This window comes from Acetobacterium sp. MES1, assembly GCF_002237635.1.
Classification (GTDB): domain Bacteria; phylum Bacillota; class Clostridia; order Eubacteriales; family Eubacteriaceae; genus Acetobacterium; species Acetobacterium wieringae.
Genome location: NZ_MJUY01000025.1, coordinates 59865 through 72732 on the forward strand (window position 1 = coordinate 59865; position 12868 = coordinate 72732).

The 12868-nt window shown below is 44.9% G+C and carries 14 protein-coding genes and 1 riboswitch; of the genes, 8 read left to right on the top strand and 6 right to left on the bottom strand.

The genetic code is table 11. The features are described from left to right. Window positions 1–36: 36 nt before the first annotated feature. Window positions 37–1260 (bottom strand): molybdopterin molybdotransferase MoeA, encoded by a 1224-nt coding sequence (locus tag BI182_RS08700; RefSeq protein WP_286806986.1) that lies wholly within the window; start codon window positions 1258–1260, stop codon window positions 37–39. 157 nt (window positions 1261–1417) lie between these two features. Here BI182_RS08700 and BI182_RS08705 point away from each other — a divergent pair, with 157 nt between their 5' ends. Together BI182_RS08705 and BI182_RS08710 are read left to right on the top strand one after the other, a co-directional pair. Further along, window positions 1418–2092, top strand: coding sequence for a HesA/MoeB/ThiF family protein (locus tag BI182_RS08705; RefSeq protein WP_286806990.1), 675 nt, complete (start codon window positions 1418–1420; stop codon window positions 2090–2092). Between the two features lie 9 nt (window positions 2093–2101). After that, window positions 2102–2605, top strand: coding sequence for a MogA/MoaB family molybdenum cofactor biosynthesis protein (locus tag BI182_RS08710; protein ID WP_286806994.1), 504 nt, complete (start codon window positions 2102–2104; stop codon window positions 2603–2605). A gap of 56 nt (window positions 2606–2661) precedes the next feature. Here the strand turns inward: BI182_RS08710 and BI182_RS08715 are convergent, their stop codons facing one another. Both BI182_RS08715 and BI182_RS08720 read right to left on the bottom strand, forming a co-directional pair. After that, window positions 2662–2883, bottom strand: coding sequence for a YdbC family protein (locus BI182_RS08715; RefSeq protein ID WP_070372782.1), 222 nt, complete (start codon window positions 2881–2883; stop codon window positions 2662–2664). A gap of 12 nt (window positions 2884–2895) precedes the next feature. Next, entirely contained in the window at window positions 2896–3144 is a 249-nt protein-coding gene (locus BI182_RS08720) for a glutaredoxin domain-containing protein (RefSeq protein WP_286806998.1), read from the bottom strand. A 168-nt stretch (window positions 3145–3312) separates the two neighbouring features. Between BI182_RS08720 and upp the strand changes: the two genes are divergently transcribed. Next, window positions 3313–3942, top strand: coding sequence for a uracil phosphoribosyltransferase (upp, locus tag BI182_RS08725; protein WP_070372784.1), 630 nt, complete (start codon window positions 3313–3315; stop codon window positions 3940–3942). Between the two features lie 82 nt (window positions 3943–4024). Further along, window positions 4025–5365, top strand: a complete 1341-nt coding sequence (locus BI182_RS08730; RefSeq protein WP_250933148.1) for an APC family permease — start codon at window positions 4025–4027, stop codon at window positions 5363–5365. A 165-nt stretch (window positions 5366–5530) separates the two neighbouring features. Here BI182_RS08730 and BI182_RS08735 read toward each other — a convergent pair whose 3' ends face one another. The 3 genes from BI182_RS08735 to BI182_RS08745 are packed head-to-tail and all read right to left on the bottom strand — an operon-like array spanning window position 5531 to window position 8637. Next, entirely contained in the window at window positions 5531–6694 is a 1164-nt protein-coding gene (locus BI182_RS08735; protein ID WP_070372786.1) for a SpoIIE family protein phosphatase, read from the bottom strand. Next, on the bottom strand, window positions 6694–8397 hold the full coding sequence (locus BI182_RS08740) for a [Fe-Fe] hydrogenase large subunit C-terminal domain-containing protein (protein ID WP_148636252.1): 1704 nt from the start codon (window positions 8395–8397) through the stop codon (window positions 6694–6696). The genes BI182_RS08735 and BI182_RS08740 overlap by 1 nt, the downstream gene beginning before the upstream one ends. Then, a complete protein-coding gene (locus tag BI182_RS08745) occupies window positions 8398–8637 on the bottom strand; it encodes a (2Fe-2S) ferredoxin domain-containing protein (RefSeq protein ID WP_148636251.1) in 240 nt (79 codons plus the stop codon). A 328-nt stretch (window positions 8638–8965) separates the two neighbouring features. Beyond that, window positions 8966–9082: riboswitch (molybdenum cofactor riboswitch) on the top strand. A gap of 104 nt (window positions 9083–9186) precedes the next feature. Here BI182_RS08745 and BI182_RS08750 point away from each other — a divergent pair. From BI182_RS08750 to BI182_RS08765, 4 genes are all read left to right on the top strand, one after another. Further along, window positions 9187–10044 carry an ABC transporter substrate-binding protein gene (locus BI182_RS08750; protein ID WP_228882935.1) on the top strand — a complete coding sequence of 286 codons (858 nt, stop codon included), beginning with the start codon at window positions 9187–9189 and terminating at the stop codon, window positions 10042–10044. Between the two features lie 57 nt (window positions 10045–10101). After that, window positions 10102–10809, top strand: coding sequence for an ABC transporter permease (locus BI182_RS08755; RefSeq protein WP_148636249.1), 708 nt, complete (start codon window positions 10102–10104; stop codon window positions 10807–10809). Next, entirely contained in the window at window positions 10793–11509 is a 717-nt protein-coding gene (locus BI182_RS08760; protein WP_286807018.1) for an ABC transporter ATP-binding protein, read from the top strand. Before BI182_RS08755 ends, BI182_RS08760 begins: the two co-directional genes overlap by 17 nt. Before the next feature lie 165 nt (window positions 11510–11674). Continuing rightward, window positions 11675–12742, top strand: a complete 1068-nt coding sequence (locus tag BI182_RS08765) for an HD-GYP domain-containing protein (protein WP_148636247.1) — start codon at window positions 11675–11677, stop codon at window positions 12740–12742. The last annotated feature ends 126 nt before the right edge of the window (window positions 12743–12868 follow it).

Here is a 12868-nt window from a genome sequence, read left to right on the forward strand (position 1 = left end):
TCCAGTTCAAATGTGAATAGTACGTCTGCGAGCTTTTTAAAACAGGGTTACCGAAACCTGATCGCCAATATTTTTTCCTTCTTCGTTTTCGGTAATTTCAATATAACCATCGGAATAGGATAACAGCGTAATCATACCCGATTTACCGTGAGTAGGCCGGACTTCGATGCCATTTTCAGTCTTTTTGATGGCCACGGTCTGGAAAGTTCGTCGGCCCGGGGCAGCATGAACATTTTCCGTCAGCACCCCCTGGACGGTCAGATCGTTTACACTATCCTGTCCATAATACAAGCGCATAAATTCCTGTAGTACGATCATCATCACCATAATAGCGGCGGCTGGCTGGCCCGGTAAACCGATTACCGGTTTTTGCGAAACGGTTCCCAAAATCGTCGGTTTTCCCGGTTTAACTGCCAGACCATGGAGCAGCACCTGTCCCAGCCCATCAATGACCTGAACGGTATAATCCTTTTCGCCCATCGAACTTCCACCAGAAAGGATCACCATCTCGCCGTTTTCGATGCCCTTTTGCACGGCTAAGCGAATCTCCTCACGGTCATCTCTGGCGTAGGCGGTTGAGATGACCTCGGCGCCCAAACGTGTTGCCACCGCTGCCAGCGCCGGGGTGTTAATGTCAATCACTTCCCCAGGTTTAGGTGTTTCACCAGGCCGAATGATTTCATCACCAGTGGAAATAATGCTGATCCGGGGACGCTTAAAAACCTCGATCTGCAAATAACCCAAAGCCGATAAAACGCCGATGTCCTGAGGTCTTAACTGATGGCCCCGGGAAAAAACCAGTTCCCCCTTTTTGATGTCATCACCAATTTGCATCATGTTTTCATTGGCACCGGCATTGGTGTAAATGGCCAGGTCTTTTTCTCCCAGTTTTTCAGTATACTCAATCATAATCATGGCTTCAGTACCGGCTGGTACCATCCCCCCAGTTGGAACATAGAAGGTTTCACCCTGGTTAAGGCGCTCGGCGGTTTCTTTGCCCATCTGGACTTCTCCGGCGATTCTTAAAAAGCCCGGTATGGCCTGGGACGCTCCTTGAACGTCGGTTAGTTTCACCGCATACCCATCAACCACGGACCGATCAAAGTGCGGAACATCGATAGTCGATACAAGATCAGCCGCCAGTATCCGCCCTAATCCATGGCTTAAATCAATGGTTTCATTCTCTAGCGCGATATCTATAAATGACTCATTGATAATTTTTTTCATCTCATCAATGGTTTTTACTTTTAATAACTCCATTTTTTTCTCCTTACCGACCATTTTTTTCATTCGGTGTCTGCTTTCTATTCTAACGGTTATTGTCAGAAAAAACAATATCAATTCAAGACTTTAATTTTTCGTTAAAAATTGTTATACTAAAATGAATAGTTTTTATTGGACTTAAGGAGGTGGCGCAATGTCACGTTATGAACGCAATTTTCCAGCTTTTTCCGAACAGGACTTTGAGCGCATTCAACGTGCCACAATTTGTATCGTCGGCTGTGGCGGTTTGGGGGGCTATATCATTGAGATGCTGGCCCGAGTCGGGATCGGTTCACTGATTTTGATTGATGGTGATGTCTTTGAAGATTCCAACCAGAACCGCCAGATTTTCTCAACCGAGAAAAATATTGGCACCCCCAAAGCTAAAGCGGCAGCAGCCCGGGTCAAGTTGATCAATAAAGAAGTGACGACCACCTATTATCACGATTTTCTCGACGAGGAAAACGGTTTTTCCTTGATTGGCGATGCCGATCTGGTGATGGATGCTCTGGATAATGTACCAGCCCGGCTGACCCTCCAGACCTTGTGTAAGGAAAAGAACATCCCCCTGATCCACGGTGCCATCGGCGGCTGGTTTGCCCAGATCACCACCGTTTTTCCGGAAGATGATACCCTGTCCCGACTCTATGACGGTGAAAAAGAATACGACTCCAAGGCTCTGGGCAACCCATCCTTTACTCCGGCTCTGGCAGCATCGCTACAGGTATCTGAAGCCTTGAAAGTCCTAACCGGCAAAGAAGAAATTTTGCGAAACAAACTGTTATATATCGATTTATTGGCCAATGACTTTTTTACATTTAATATTTAGGAGGAAAACATGTATCGAACTGGAATAATGACCTTAAGTGATCTGGGCTCGAAGGGCCAACGGGAAGACAAAAGCGGTCCGATGATTGAAACGATGCTGGCCGAAACCAAACTTTATGAGGTAGTCAAAACCATCATTCTTCCGGATGATCTGGACACCATTAAAGTTGCCCTGATAACCTGGGCCGATGAAGACCATCTGGATCTGATTCTGACTACCGGAGGCACCGGCTTTTCCGGACGGGACTGGACCCCGGAGGCCACCATTGCCGTCTGTGACCGGATGACTCCCGGCATCCCCGAAGCGATGCGTTATCACAGCCTGCAGATCACCCCCAAAGCAATGCTCAGCCGCAGTGCCGCCGGTATCCGCAAGCAAACCCTGATCATCAACCTCCCCGGCAGCCCCAAAGCCGTCAAAGAAAACCTTGAAGCCATTCTGCCAGCCCTGGATCACGGCCTGGAGATGCTCCAGAGCAGTGGCTCCGCCAATTGCGCCGAACCCATCAAGTAACCTAAAAAAAAGCGTATCTCCCCATCTGGTGAGATACGCTTTTTACTGTTTATTTCCTAAAGTTCCATACCGTTTAAGATATCACGCAATTGAACCAGCTCATCAGCAGTCAACGTGATGCCCTTACGCATTTTTTCGTGATCTGCATTCCAATCCCGGATATCATACTTGGGGTCCCGTTCATTCCAGCTAACCAAATTCAGCTCTTTCTGCCAACCACTGGGCAACTCGCTGAGAACACCGATTTCTTCTACAACTTTGAATGTTATTGCTGCCATCTTAACCTCACCTTATAATAATTCATCAAGTTTACCGCTAAACTCAATTTCTTTAAGCTCTGAAAAACCACCAACAAATGTCTCCCCTATAAAGACAAAAGGCACCGTATAATGATTGGTCTGATCCTGTAATTGGCGCCGGGTCTGCACATCATTGTAAATATCAATTTCGGTGTACTTCAAACCCTTATCATCCAGAAGTTGTTTGGCGGCTCGACAATAGGGACAGTGGGCCCAAGTATATAATTTAATTTCTTTCATTTTTCAGGTCACCTTCCTTTTTAAAAATTTCTATTCCTCTTGAATTTTATCATATTATTTCATTTTAACCCTTATTTCCCAAGTGTCAACAAATAATTCTTAAATAATTGTAGAATTATTCAGTCAATTATCGTATTATTAATCTATTAACAATAAAAGGAGATTATCATGCAAAATGTAACGATCGTGGATCATCCACTTGTCATGCACAAATTAACCCACCTGAGAAAGATGGAAACACCGTCCCGGGAGTTTCGGGAACTGGTGAAAGAACTATCCAGCCTGATGGCCTGGGAGGTTACCAAGAATTTTCCGCTTAAAGAAATCGAGATTGAAACACCCATCTGCAAAACAACCCAAAAAGTACTGGCCGAAAAAGATGTGGTCATTGTCCCTATTCTACGGGCAGGTTTGGGCATGGTGGAAGGTTTTACCAACATCATCCCCAAGGCCAAAATCGGTCACATTGGTCTGTACCGTGATCCCGAAACGCTCCAGGCGGTGGAATACTACAAGAAACTGCCTTCTGATATTGCCGAACGAGAAGCCATAATTGTCGACCCGATGCTGGCCACCGGGGTTTCGGTCATCCATACCATTCGCCTATTAAAAGAAGCCAACTGCCCCAATATCAAGGTGGTTCATATTCTGGCCTGCCCGGAAGGGATCAAAGCCGTCACCACCGCTTATCCTGATATCCCGATTTTTTGCGCTGCCATCGATGATCACTTAAACGACCACGCTTACATTGTACCTGGTTTAGGTGATGCCGGTGACCGCCTTTTCGGTACCAAGTAAATTTTAAAATCATTTTTCAGGCAATAAGAAATCACACCAAGGCTTTTACTAATTGTCAGGAATCCAAACCCTGGAGGTTACCATGCAACAGTCACGATACAACTTATTTACCGCCATCGCGCTGATTGTTGGCGTCGTTATCGGTTCTGGTATATTTTTTCGAAGCGATAATATTCTGGTCGCCACCGGCGGCAATGTGTTTTTAGGTATTCTGGTCTTCGTCATTGCAGCCATCAGCATTGTCTTTGGTTGTTTAACCATTGCTGAACTGGCAGCCCGAACCGATCGTCCCGGCGGCGTTCTTTCCTACGCCAAGGAATTTATCAGCCCCAGCATGGGTTCTGCCTATGGCTGGTTCCAGACCTTTATATATTTACCCACCATCACCGCTATTCTGGCCTGGGTTTCCGGCATTTATTTCTGCATTCTCTTTAATGTCGAACAGACTCTGGAAGTTCAGATTCTGGTGGGGATCTGCTGTTTTTTGGTGCTTTATGCCACCAATATTCTGTCAGCCAAAATTGGCGGTCATTTTCAAAGTGCCGCCATGGTCATCAAACTGATTCCGTTGGTTATCATCGGCTTTGCCGGTCTGATCTTTGGCGGTACCGCAGACCATTTCACCAGTACAGCCATCTCTGAAATCGGCTCTACCAGTTGGATTGCGGCTATTGCCCCGATTGCCTTTTCATTTGACGGCTGGATTATATCCACTTCAGTGGCCTATGAAATAAAAAACAGCAAACGAAATCTGCCCCTGGCCCTGGTCATCAGTCCGATGATTATTCTGGTGCTTTACATTATTTATTTTGTGGGCATTTCAAATCTGGTGGGGCCGACCGAAATAATGAACAGTGGCGATGCCCATCTGGACTATGCTGCCAATATGATTTTGGGTCCCAGTGGCGCCAAAATCCTGATGCTCTTTGTGTTCATCTCGGTACTGGGAACCCTCAATGGCTTGGTCATGGCAATGATCCGGATGCCTTATGCCTTGGGTCTGGATCAAATGATCCCTAAAGCCAAAGCAATGACGAAGATTTCGTCTCACTTTGATTTTCCGGTCAATTCAGCTTTTTTTGCCCTAATCATTGTTGGATTCTGGTTGATGGTTCATTATTTTGCTCAGAAATATAAGCTGTTTCCGAATTCCGATATTTCCGAAATCGCCGTTGTCGCCAGCTATCTGTTGTACCTGGGCCTCTACTATAAAGTTTTTTCACTGTGGCGAAAAAAAGAAATCAAAAGCCTGTTCCGGGGCCTGATCTGTCCTCTTCTGGCTGCCATTGGCTCGTTGATCATTTTCTCCGGAGGCATTCAGAATCCGTTGTTTGGCCTTTATTTTGCCATTTGCGCCATTGTTTTTGGGGCTGGATACAGCTATTACCATTTTGCCGTCTTAAAAAAACAACTAAAAAAATAATGTTTTTTTGATTATTTGTGTTAATTAAAAAAATTTGGGTAAATAAAGAATATAGCTTTTCTCCTCAAAGCATATTATATTAGAAGCGGAACACCCTCACCGGGGTGTTCCGCTTCTCTTTTTGATAAAATTTCGATTTTTTTATGCTGCCATGATTTGTCCTGATCAAACGTAGATGATATTCACTTCTTTATTGATGCTCCGCAGCATATCTATCAGTTTTTGGGTCACCCGCCATTTTGTCGTCAGTTCCTCCGGAAAATCCGGGTTCTGATGGGCCGGATTAATCGAATTCCCCATGATTAAATCAATGGTGGTACATTCGTTCATTAAAATATTTGCCAGCATCGATGCGCCGTTTTTTTCCTGAAATATTTCCCGACCACAACGATTATTCATATAATCTTCACAGATCCGCAAGGTTTCCTGAAGGGTCAATACCCCCTCTGTTACCAGATCGATCCCTTTAATGGTAGCGATCGGCGGCACCCGATCCGACATGGTCGAAAAATCAACCTTGACCTCTTCGCCGAATTCCCGGGCCACAATATTGGCAGCGGTTCCGCCACAGACAATCTTCTTGCCCCGGGCCCGCTCCAGCAGCCGTTTAATCTCGGCATCCTTCTCCTGATCCAGCGGTGGCCCCGAAAAAATGGTGATATATTTTCGTTCTTCCACCTTAATAACGGCCACCGTGGTATCATCTCCCGGTTCTTCGCCATAAAGGTTGTAGCAAGTATCCACCAGTGCCATCGAAATGTCCTTGGCCTTTTTGTTTTCATAGGAGCGTGCCAGAACGTAATCCGCCGCTTCTTCCCATTGCCAACCAAAGTTTAACAAATGGCCAATCCCGGCATGAATCACACCATCACTGAAAAAGGCCATAATATCGCCTTTTTCGATTTCCATTGAGGTTTCATAAACCGATTTTCCCTGGAATTCAATTTCTTTTCGTTCCAGTTCGATAATCTCCCCATCCCGGATAAACACCAGTGGCGGGTTATCAAATTCCAGAATATAAGCCATCCGGTTTCTAAATACCTGCACAATCGTAAAGGTCGAGTAAGCCATATGGCGAACGCTGCATTTGGGTAGGGTTGCTTCCAGGGTTTCGAGCACATCCATAATCCCCATTTTTTCTTCCAGCATGGTGGCCGCAATGGTAGAGGTCAGGGTTGCCAGAATATTGGCTTTGACGCCGCTGCCCATGCCATCAGCCAGCACCACTATGACACTTTCATCATTGATCCGAACTTCCACATTATCGCCGCAAAGCTCTTCATGAACCTTGTTGACACTATCGCTGGCAATATCCATAAATAACGCCATTAAACTTCAACCTCCCGACTGGTTACCACTTTCTGGAGCTTGGTCAGGGTCACCTTGGTTTCAGCCGTGGTTTCACCCAGTAAGCCAGCAATTTCGTGGGCAACCCGCATTTGTTTGTCGATAACCCGTTGGGCCATTTTCAGGGTTTCTTCCTGAATTTTTTGCATGTCCTGCTCCTGCTTTTCCTGGCGGGTGATGTCAATAAATATTCCCATATACAGCTCCTGCTCGGGAATATAGGTCAAGATTTCCATAAAGGTGCGGTTTTCTCTTTCGTAGTGACCTTTGCCGGTATAGGTATTGCCCCGGTCATGATTGAGTTTTCTAAAGGGATTGTAATCCAGAGCGTCGACAAAATTGTAACGCATCACATCTTCCTTTTTCATATTAAAGAGGCGTTCCGCCGCAGCATTGAACTCGATAATCCGAAATTTTTTATCCAGCACCGCAATGGCGTTGGGGGTGGTGGTGATAATCAAATTCGAAATGGCTTCGGTCTTACTGGTGATCAGTGGCAGACACATATCCAATTCCGCCATATTCCAATAAACCGCCCGGGCCTTATCCCGACAGGTTTCATAACCACAGGTTCCGCAATTCAGTTCGTCCCGTTCCGTAAATTTGGACATCTGGTTGAGGATTTTTTCCAGCTCTTCGGTCGGTACCTCGCCCAGATGATGAACGGGCCGTTTATGAAATGAACGCCTGGTATCAACCGCTGGAATATCGGTGGAGGGTTCCTTTTTACTGTTTAAATCAATATAGGTCTGCAGCATCTCCACCTTTTCATATTTAGACAGCGGACTGTGAATATTACCCGGGCCATTGACACAGCCCTCCTCACAGGCGTTCATTTCGATCCAGTATTTTTTATCCAGCTGGTGAATCTCATCGAGAAACTCCATACAGTCCTTGACTCCATCAATACGCAAAATTTTCCGGCTGCCATCAAGGTTTTCGACACTGTTTTTAGCCAATCCGCCAGTAATCGGATAAAGCCGTCCGGTGTTGGTACCAATGGCATTAAATTCTTCCATCGGCATTTTATTGGGGATGATGTTTTCTTTTTTAATCCAGCTGTCAATTTCATCAAAGGTTAAAACCCCATCAATGATGCCCCGGACATCCTTGTCGTGTACCTCCATTTTCTTAGCCAGGCAGGAGCCAGCATAGACAATTTTGGCATTGGGGTATTTTTCACGAAGAATCTTGCCATGGGCAATCATCGGCGAGACTTGACGACTCAGCGATGAGAGATACTGAGGATAGTAAATCTCAATAAGGTTTTTGATCGCCGCACAGGATGACGAAATAATAAATTTCTTATCACTGCGATACTCATCGGCATAGGCTTTAGCCACCACCTCAGCGCCAATCGAGGTCTCCTCGATAATCGTGAAGCCCAGCTCCCGAAGAATTCCCAGATACTGGCGGGGATGATCCAGATAATAAGCCGTCGGAAATACCGCCGACAGACTTAGTACCACCTGCTCGGTTTTTAGCCATTGCTTGATGGTATCGACATCACTATGAATTTCCTTGGCGTTATGGGGACAGGTAGCAATACAGACCCCACAGCCAATACACATGGACTGAATAATCTGGGCATGTTTGTCCTTAAGCTTGATGGCTTTTACCGGGCACTTGCGAATACATTTATAACAATTACGGCATTTATTTTTTGAAAAATTGATAATACTCAATTATTTTCCCCCCATAATTTTCTCGAAGACTTCTTCCACATTGTCAACAGACACAGCATAGATGATCTCATCACATTCCACAGCCACACCCTCGGTGCATTTTCCCATACAAAACGATCCCACCAGTTCAACCTCATCCCCCAGCCCCCGCTGATCAATGATCTGGTTCATCGCTTTCACCACCTTATACGATCCATTTACATGACAGGCACTGCCAACACATACTCTTATTGTCTTCATCACATTTTCCTTTATCAAAATTTCTAGCTCAATCTGATTGATTCATGGTATCATCAGATTTTTTGTCTGTCAACGGCTGGGCAAAAATGTCATGGTAAAAGACATTTTACAAAATGAGATCAAAATAAGGATAAAAAAACGTACAGTTTTTGATCAATTTTTCGCTACACGCAGCACTTTTGTGCGCTTTTTTTAAGGGTCATTCCCGTTGCTGTGAATAAATGATCGGTTCCTGGGTATTTACTAACGCAAAGACACAATTCCACTGCAGGCTTGACTCAAACTATCTGATTTGATATAATAAAATCAATTAAATACGGTTTCATAGTGAAAACAAACAATCCGAATTGATGAACCTACGGTTTTCTATGGTTTATCAATCGTTAGAGTCTCGTTAGAAATGACGATGCTTTCCAGTGTGTAGAGGATGGTTAACGCAGAATTTTCGATTGTTTTTTGAGCAATCGATTATTTTTTTTGGATTCACTTCTCTTTATTGTCGTCTTTAGAGTATCTGCTCTTTTGATAAAATATTTTAGGAGGAAAAAAATGAAAAAGAAATTGTCACTATTGGTTATTGTTTTGTTTGTTTGCACCATTGCCCTCAGTACGCTGGGCTGTACTCCGGCAAAAAAAGACTTAGAGCCCGGCTCCAATGGAGAAATCATTCTGGCCACCACCACCAGCACCCAGGACAGCGGTTTGCTGGAAGAAATTCTGCCCGATTTTGAGGCCCAAACCGGAATTGCCGTCAAGGTTGTCGCCGTGGGCACCGGTAAAGCCATGGAAATGGGGAAAGCTGGTGAGGCTGATGTCCTTTTAGTACATGCCATCACCCAGGAGGAACAATTTATCAAAGACGGTTATGGGGTTGAACGTTTTGCCGTTATGCATAATGACTTTGTGGTGCTGGGACCAAAAGAAGACCCGGCCAAGGTCAAAACGACAGCTGCTGATAATGCAGTTAAAGCCTTTACCGCCATTGCCGCCGTGCCCGCAACCTTTGTCTCCCGGGATGATAAATCCGGCACCAATACCAAAGAACTGGAAATCTGGAAAGCTGCCAATATTACTCCAGCTGGTGACTGGTACATAAAAACCGGCACCGGGATGGGCGAAACCCTGACCGTCACCAATGAAAAACTGGGCTACACTCTGGCAGACCGGGCCACTTACGCCAACATGAAAGACACCATGGCTAATCTGGAAATCGTCTGCGAAGGTGATGAAATGCTTAATAACCCATATGGGGTTATTGCCGTCTCGCCAAGTATTAATGACCAGATCAATGCCGAAGGTGCCCAGGCGTTTGTGGATTGGATCGTATCTCCTGAAACTCAGGAACTGATCGCATCCTATAAAGTCAATGGCGATCAACTATTTGTTCCGGACGCTGTTAAAAAATAACAATCAATTGAGATCCTGGGAGATGTCATCTTCCAGGATCTCATTATGGAGAAATCAATGGACTACATACTCAATGGTTTTGTTGAAGCCTTTCGGCTGATTTTTTCCTTTGACCCTGAAATCATTCAAATTGTTCTCTTATCGCTTTTCGTCTCTTTTTCATCGACCCTTTACGGAACCTTGATTGGGGTGCCCCTTGGCATCATTCTGGGAATCAATAATTTTCGAGGCAAAAAAGTGGTATCCCGGTTGCTGTATACCTTTATGTCGTTTCCACCGGTTATCATCGGTTTGTTTACCGCCCTCTTTTTGGCCCGTTCGGGACCCTTCGGCCAGTTTCAGCTGATGTACACCCCTACCGCCATGATCATTGCCCAAACCATTCTGGTGACGCCGGTTATTATGGGCATCGTCTTTAACCATGCCAGCACCAGCGGCTACGAGGTGGTGCAAACCGGTAAAACATTGGGAGCCCAGGGACTTAATATCCTGATATTGCTGGTTCTGGAGCTAAAAGGGGTCATTATGATTGCCCTGGTAACCGGTTTTGGTCGGGCCATTTCGGAAGTTGGTGCCGTTATGATTGTTGGCGGCAATATCCGGGGCTTCACCCGGGTGATGACCACCTTTATCGCCATGAATAACAACATGGGCCAATACAGTGTTTCCATTGCCATGGGTCTGATTCTGATGACCATCTCGTTTATCACCAATTCTGTTTTATATCACTTTATCATGGGAGATCAGAATGAATATCAAGACTAGCCATATTGTTAAGACCTATAAACAAAAAAAAGTGCTTCATCTGGATGGCCAATATGGTGAGCTGTTTTTTGAGTCCGGCCAAATTCATGGTATTATTGGCCCCAACGGTTCCGGAAAAACGACCCTGATGAAAATAATGGCTGGCCTGATCACCCCCTCCTCTGGTACGGTGCGCTATAATGATCATCCCTTATGTCAGGATATTTTTTCCCAAATGACCTACTCCACCCATACCCCTACGCTTTTTTCGCGATCCGTCTATGAAAATATTGCCTACCCGTTAAAAATCCGCAACTATGAAAAAGACCGGCTCCATCAGACCGTGTCGCAATTGCTGGAAGAATTTGATATCAGTGAAATCAAAAATCAGAATGCCCGCCGCCTTTCCGGTGGCGAATCCCAAAAAACCGCATTGGCCCGGGCCCTGTCTTTTTCACCGCAGGTACTTTTTTTAGACGAACCGACTGCCAATATCGATCCCAAAAGCATCCAGCTCATTGAAGCCGCCCTTAAAAAACGAAATCGAGACCAGGGCCTGACCATTATCATCATCACCCATAATCTCAGCCAGGCCTTCCGGATCTGTACCCATTTGACTTTTCTCGATCAGGGCGCCTGTCTGTTTTCCGACACCCCGGAAAAAATCATGGCTTCCACCCACCCAACCATCGATGAATTTATCTCATTCAATCGATTTTAAGGTTTTATTTTCATAACTAAAGGCATATTAAACTTAAATTTCTTTTTATTCCTGTTTTTTATCTGAGCTGACGTGAAATTTTGATTGCAAAAACAGGGATCTTATAGTTATAATTATTATCTAAGTCCTGACTTTATACCAGGCCATTATATTGGGAGGAAAGCCATGAGATATGTACCAACATTTTGCCTGCGTGAAGGAATGATGTTAGGAAATAATCTTTGGGGTGAACGGGGTGAGCTGATACTTGCCAAAGATACGGTTCTGACTGAAGATTATATCGAACGAATAAAAAAACTGAATTATAATGGCATCTATGTTGAAGACGATCTGACCAAAGACATTCAAATCATCAATATCATCAATGACCGGGTTCGCGCTGAAACCGTAAAATGTGTAAAAGACGTCTTTATTACCACCGAAAGTAAAGGTTCTTTGAAAAAGAATACCTTTAATGATATGCAAAAGCAGATTGAGTCCATTGTTGATGAGATTCTTCAAAACAGCCACATGGTTATCAACATGGTGGATTTGAAGGTTTTTGATGACTATACTTATTTCCATTCAGTGAATGTCGCTGTCCTTTCCATCGTTCTGGGAACCGCCCTGGGCTTACGCCGGGAACAATTATGCGATCTGGGTATCGGTGCAATTCTGCACGATATCGGCAAGGTTTTTGTCAAGAAAGATATTCTCTGTAAAGCCGGGGTACTTTCTGATGACGAATCCTGTGAAATGCAAAACCATTCCACCCTGGGTTATGATTATATCAAAAAAGTATCAAATATCAATTTGTCCGCCCGAATCGGGATTCTCGACCACCATGAAAAATTCGGTGGCGGTGGCTATCCCAATGACTTAAAAGAAGAGAAAATTTCGCTCTTTGGAAGGATCATCGCCATTGCCGATGTCTATGATGCCATGACCTCCGACCGCCCCTACCGTAAGGCCATCATTCCCTCGGAAGTCATCGAATACATTATGGGTGCCTCCCATACCCTTTTCGATCCGGATCTGGTTGATGTCTTTATCCGCAAGATTGCCCCCTATCCCATTGGCACCTGTGTGGAACTGAGTAACCGGTTGACTGGAATTATCATTGAGAATTATGAGAACTTTTCGATGCGACCCAAGGTTCGGATCTTTAAGAAAGACGGCGAAGATGTGACCCCTTTCGAACTCGATCTCAGTAACCGGGCCTTCCTGAATATTACCATTACCAGCATTCTATAGCTGTACCCAAACTGCACAACACCAACAGAGTCATGTTTCTGGCAACGGAGCATGACTCTGTTTTTTTCATTTAAAAATCCCGGTTGCCAATTCTAATTTCATTGCTATCCGCTTGATTACATGTTA

Bases quoted from the DNA above. Each gene is read 5' to 3' on its own strand.
- BI182_RS08700 (WP_286806986.1), bottom strand. From the start codon at position 1,260: ATGGAGTTATTAAAAGTAAAAACCATTGATGAGATGAAAAAAATTATC.
- BI182_RS08705 (WP_286806990.1), top strand. From the start codon at position 1,418: ATGTCACGTTATGAACGCAATTTTCCAGCTTTTTCCGAACAGGACTTT.
- BI182_RS08710 (WP_286806994.1), top strand. From the start codon at position 2,102: ATGTATCGAACTGGAATAATGACCTTAAGTGATCTGGGCTCGAAGGGC.
- BI182_RS08715 (WP_070372782.1), bottom strand. From the start codon at position 2,883: ATGGCAGCAATAACATTCAAAGTTGTAGAAGAAATCGGTGTTCTCAGC.
- BI182_RS08720 (WP_286806998.1), bottom strand. From the start codon at position 3,144: ATGAAAGAAATTAAATTATATACTTGGGCCCACTGTCCCTATTGTCGA.
- upp (WP_070372784.1), top strand. From the start codon at position 3,313: ATGCAAAATGTAACGATCGTGGATCATCCACTTGTCATGCACAAATTA.
- BI182_RS08730 (WP_250933148.1), top strand. From the start codon at position 4,025: ATGCAACAGTCACGATACAACTTATTTACCGCCATCGCGCTGATTGTT.
- BI182_RS08735 (WP_070372786.1), bottom strand. From the start codon at position 6,694: ATGGCGTTATTTATGGATATTGCCAGCGATAGTGTCAACAAGGTTCAT.
- BI182_RS08745 (WP_148636251.1), bottom strand. From the start codon at position 8,637: ATGAAGACAATAAGAGTATGTGTTGGCAGTGCCTGTCATGTAAATGGA.
- BI182_RS08750 (WP_228882935.1), top strand. From the start codon at position 9,187: ATGAAAAAGAAATTGTCACTATTGGTTATTGTTTTGTTTGTTTGCACC.
- BI182_RS08755 (WP_148636249.1), top strand. From the start codon at position 10,102: ATGGACTACATACTCAATGGTTTTGTTGAAGCCTTTCGGCTGATTTTT.
- BI182_RS08760 (WP_286807018.1), top strand. From the start codon at position 10,793: ATGAATATCAAGACTAGCCATATTGTTAAGACCTATAAACAAAAAAAA.
- BI182_RS08765 (WP_148636247.1), top strand. From the start codon at position 11,675: ATGAGATATGTACCAACATTTTGCCTGCGTGAAGGAATGATGTTAGGA.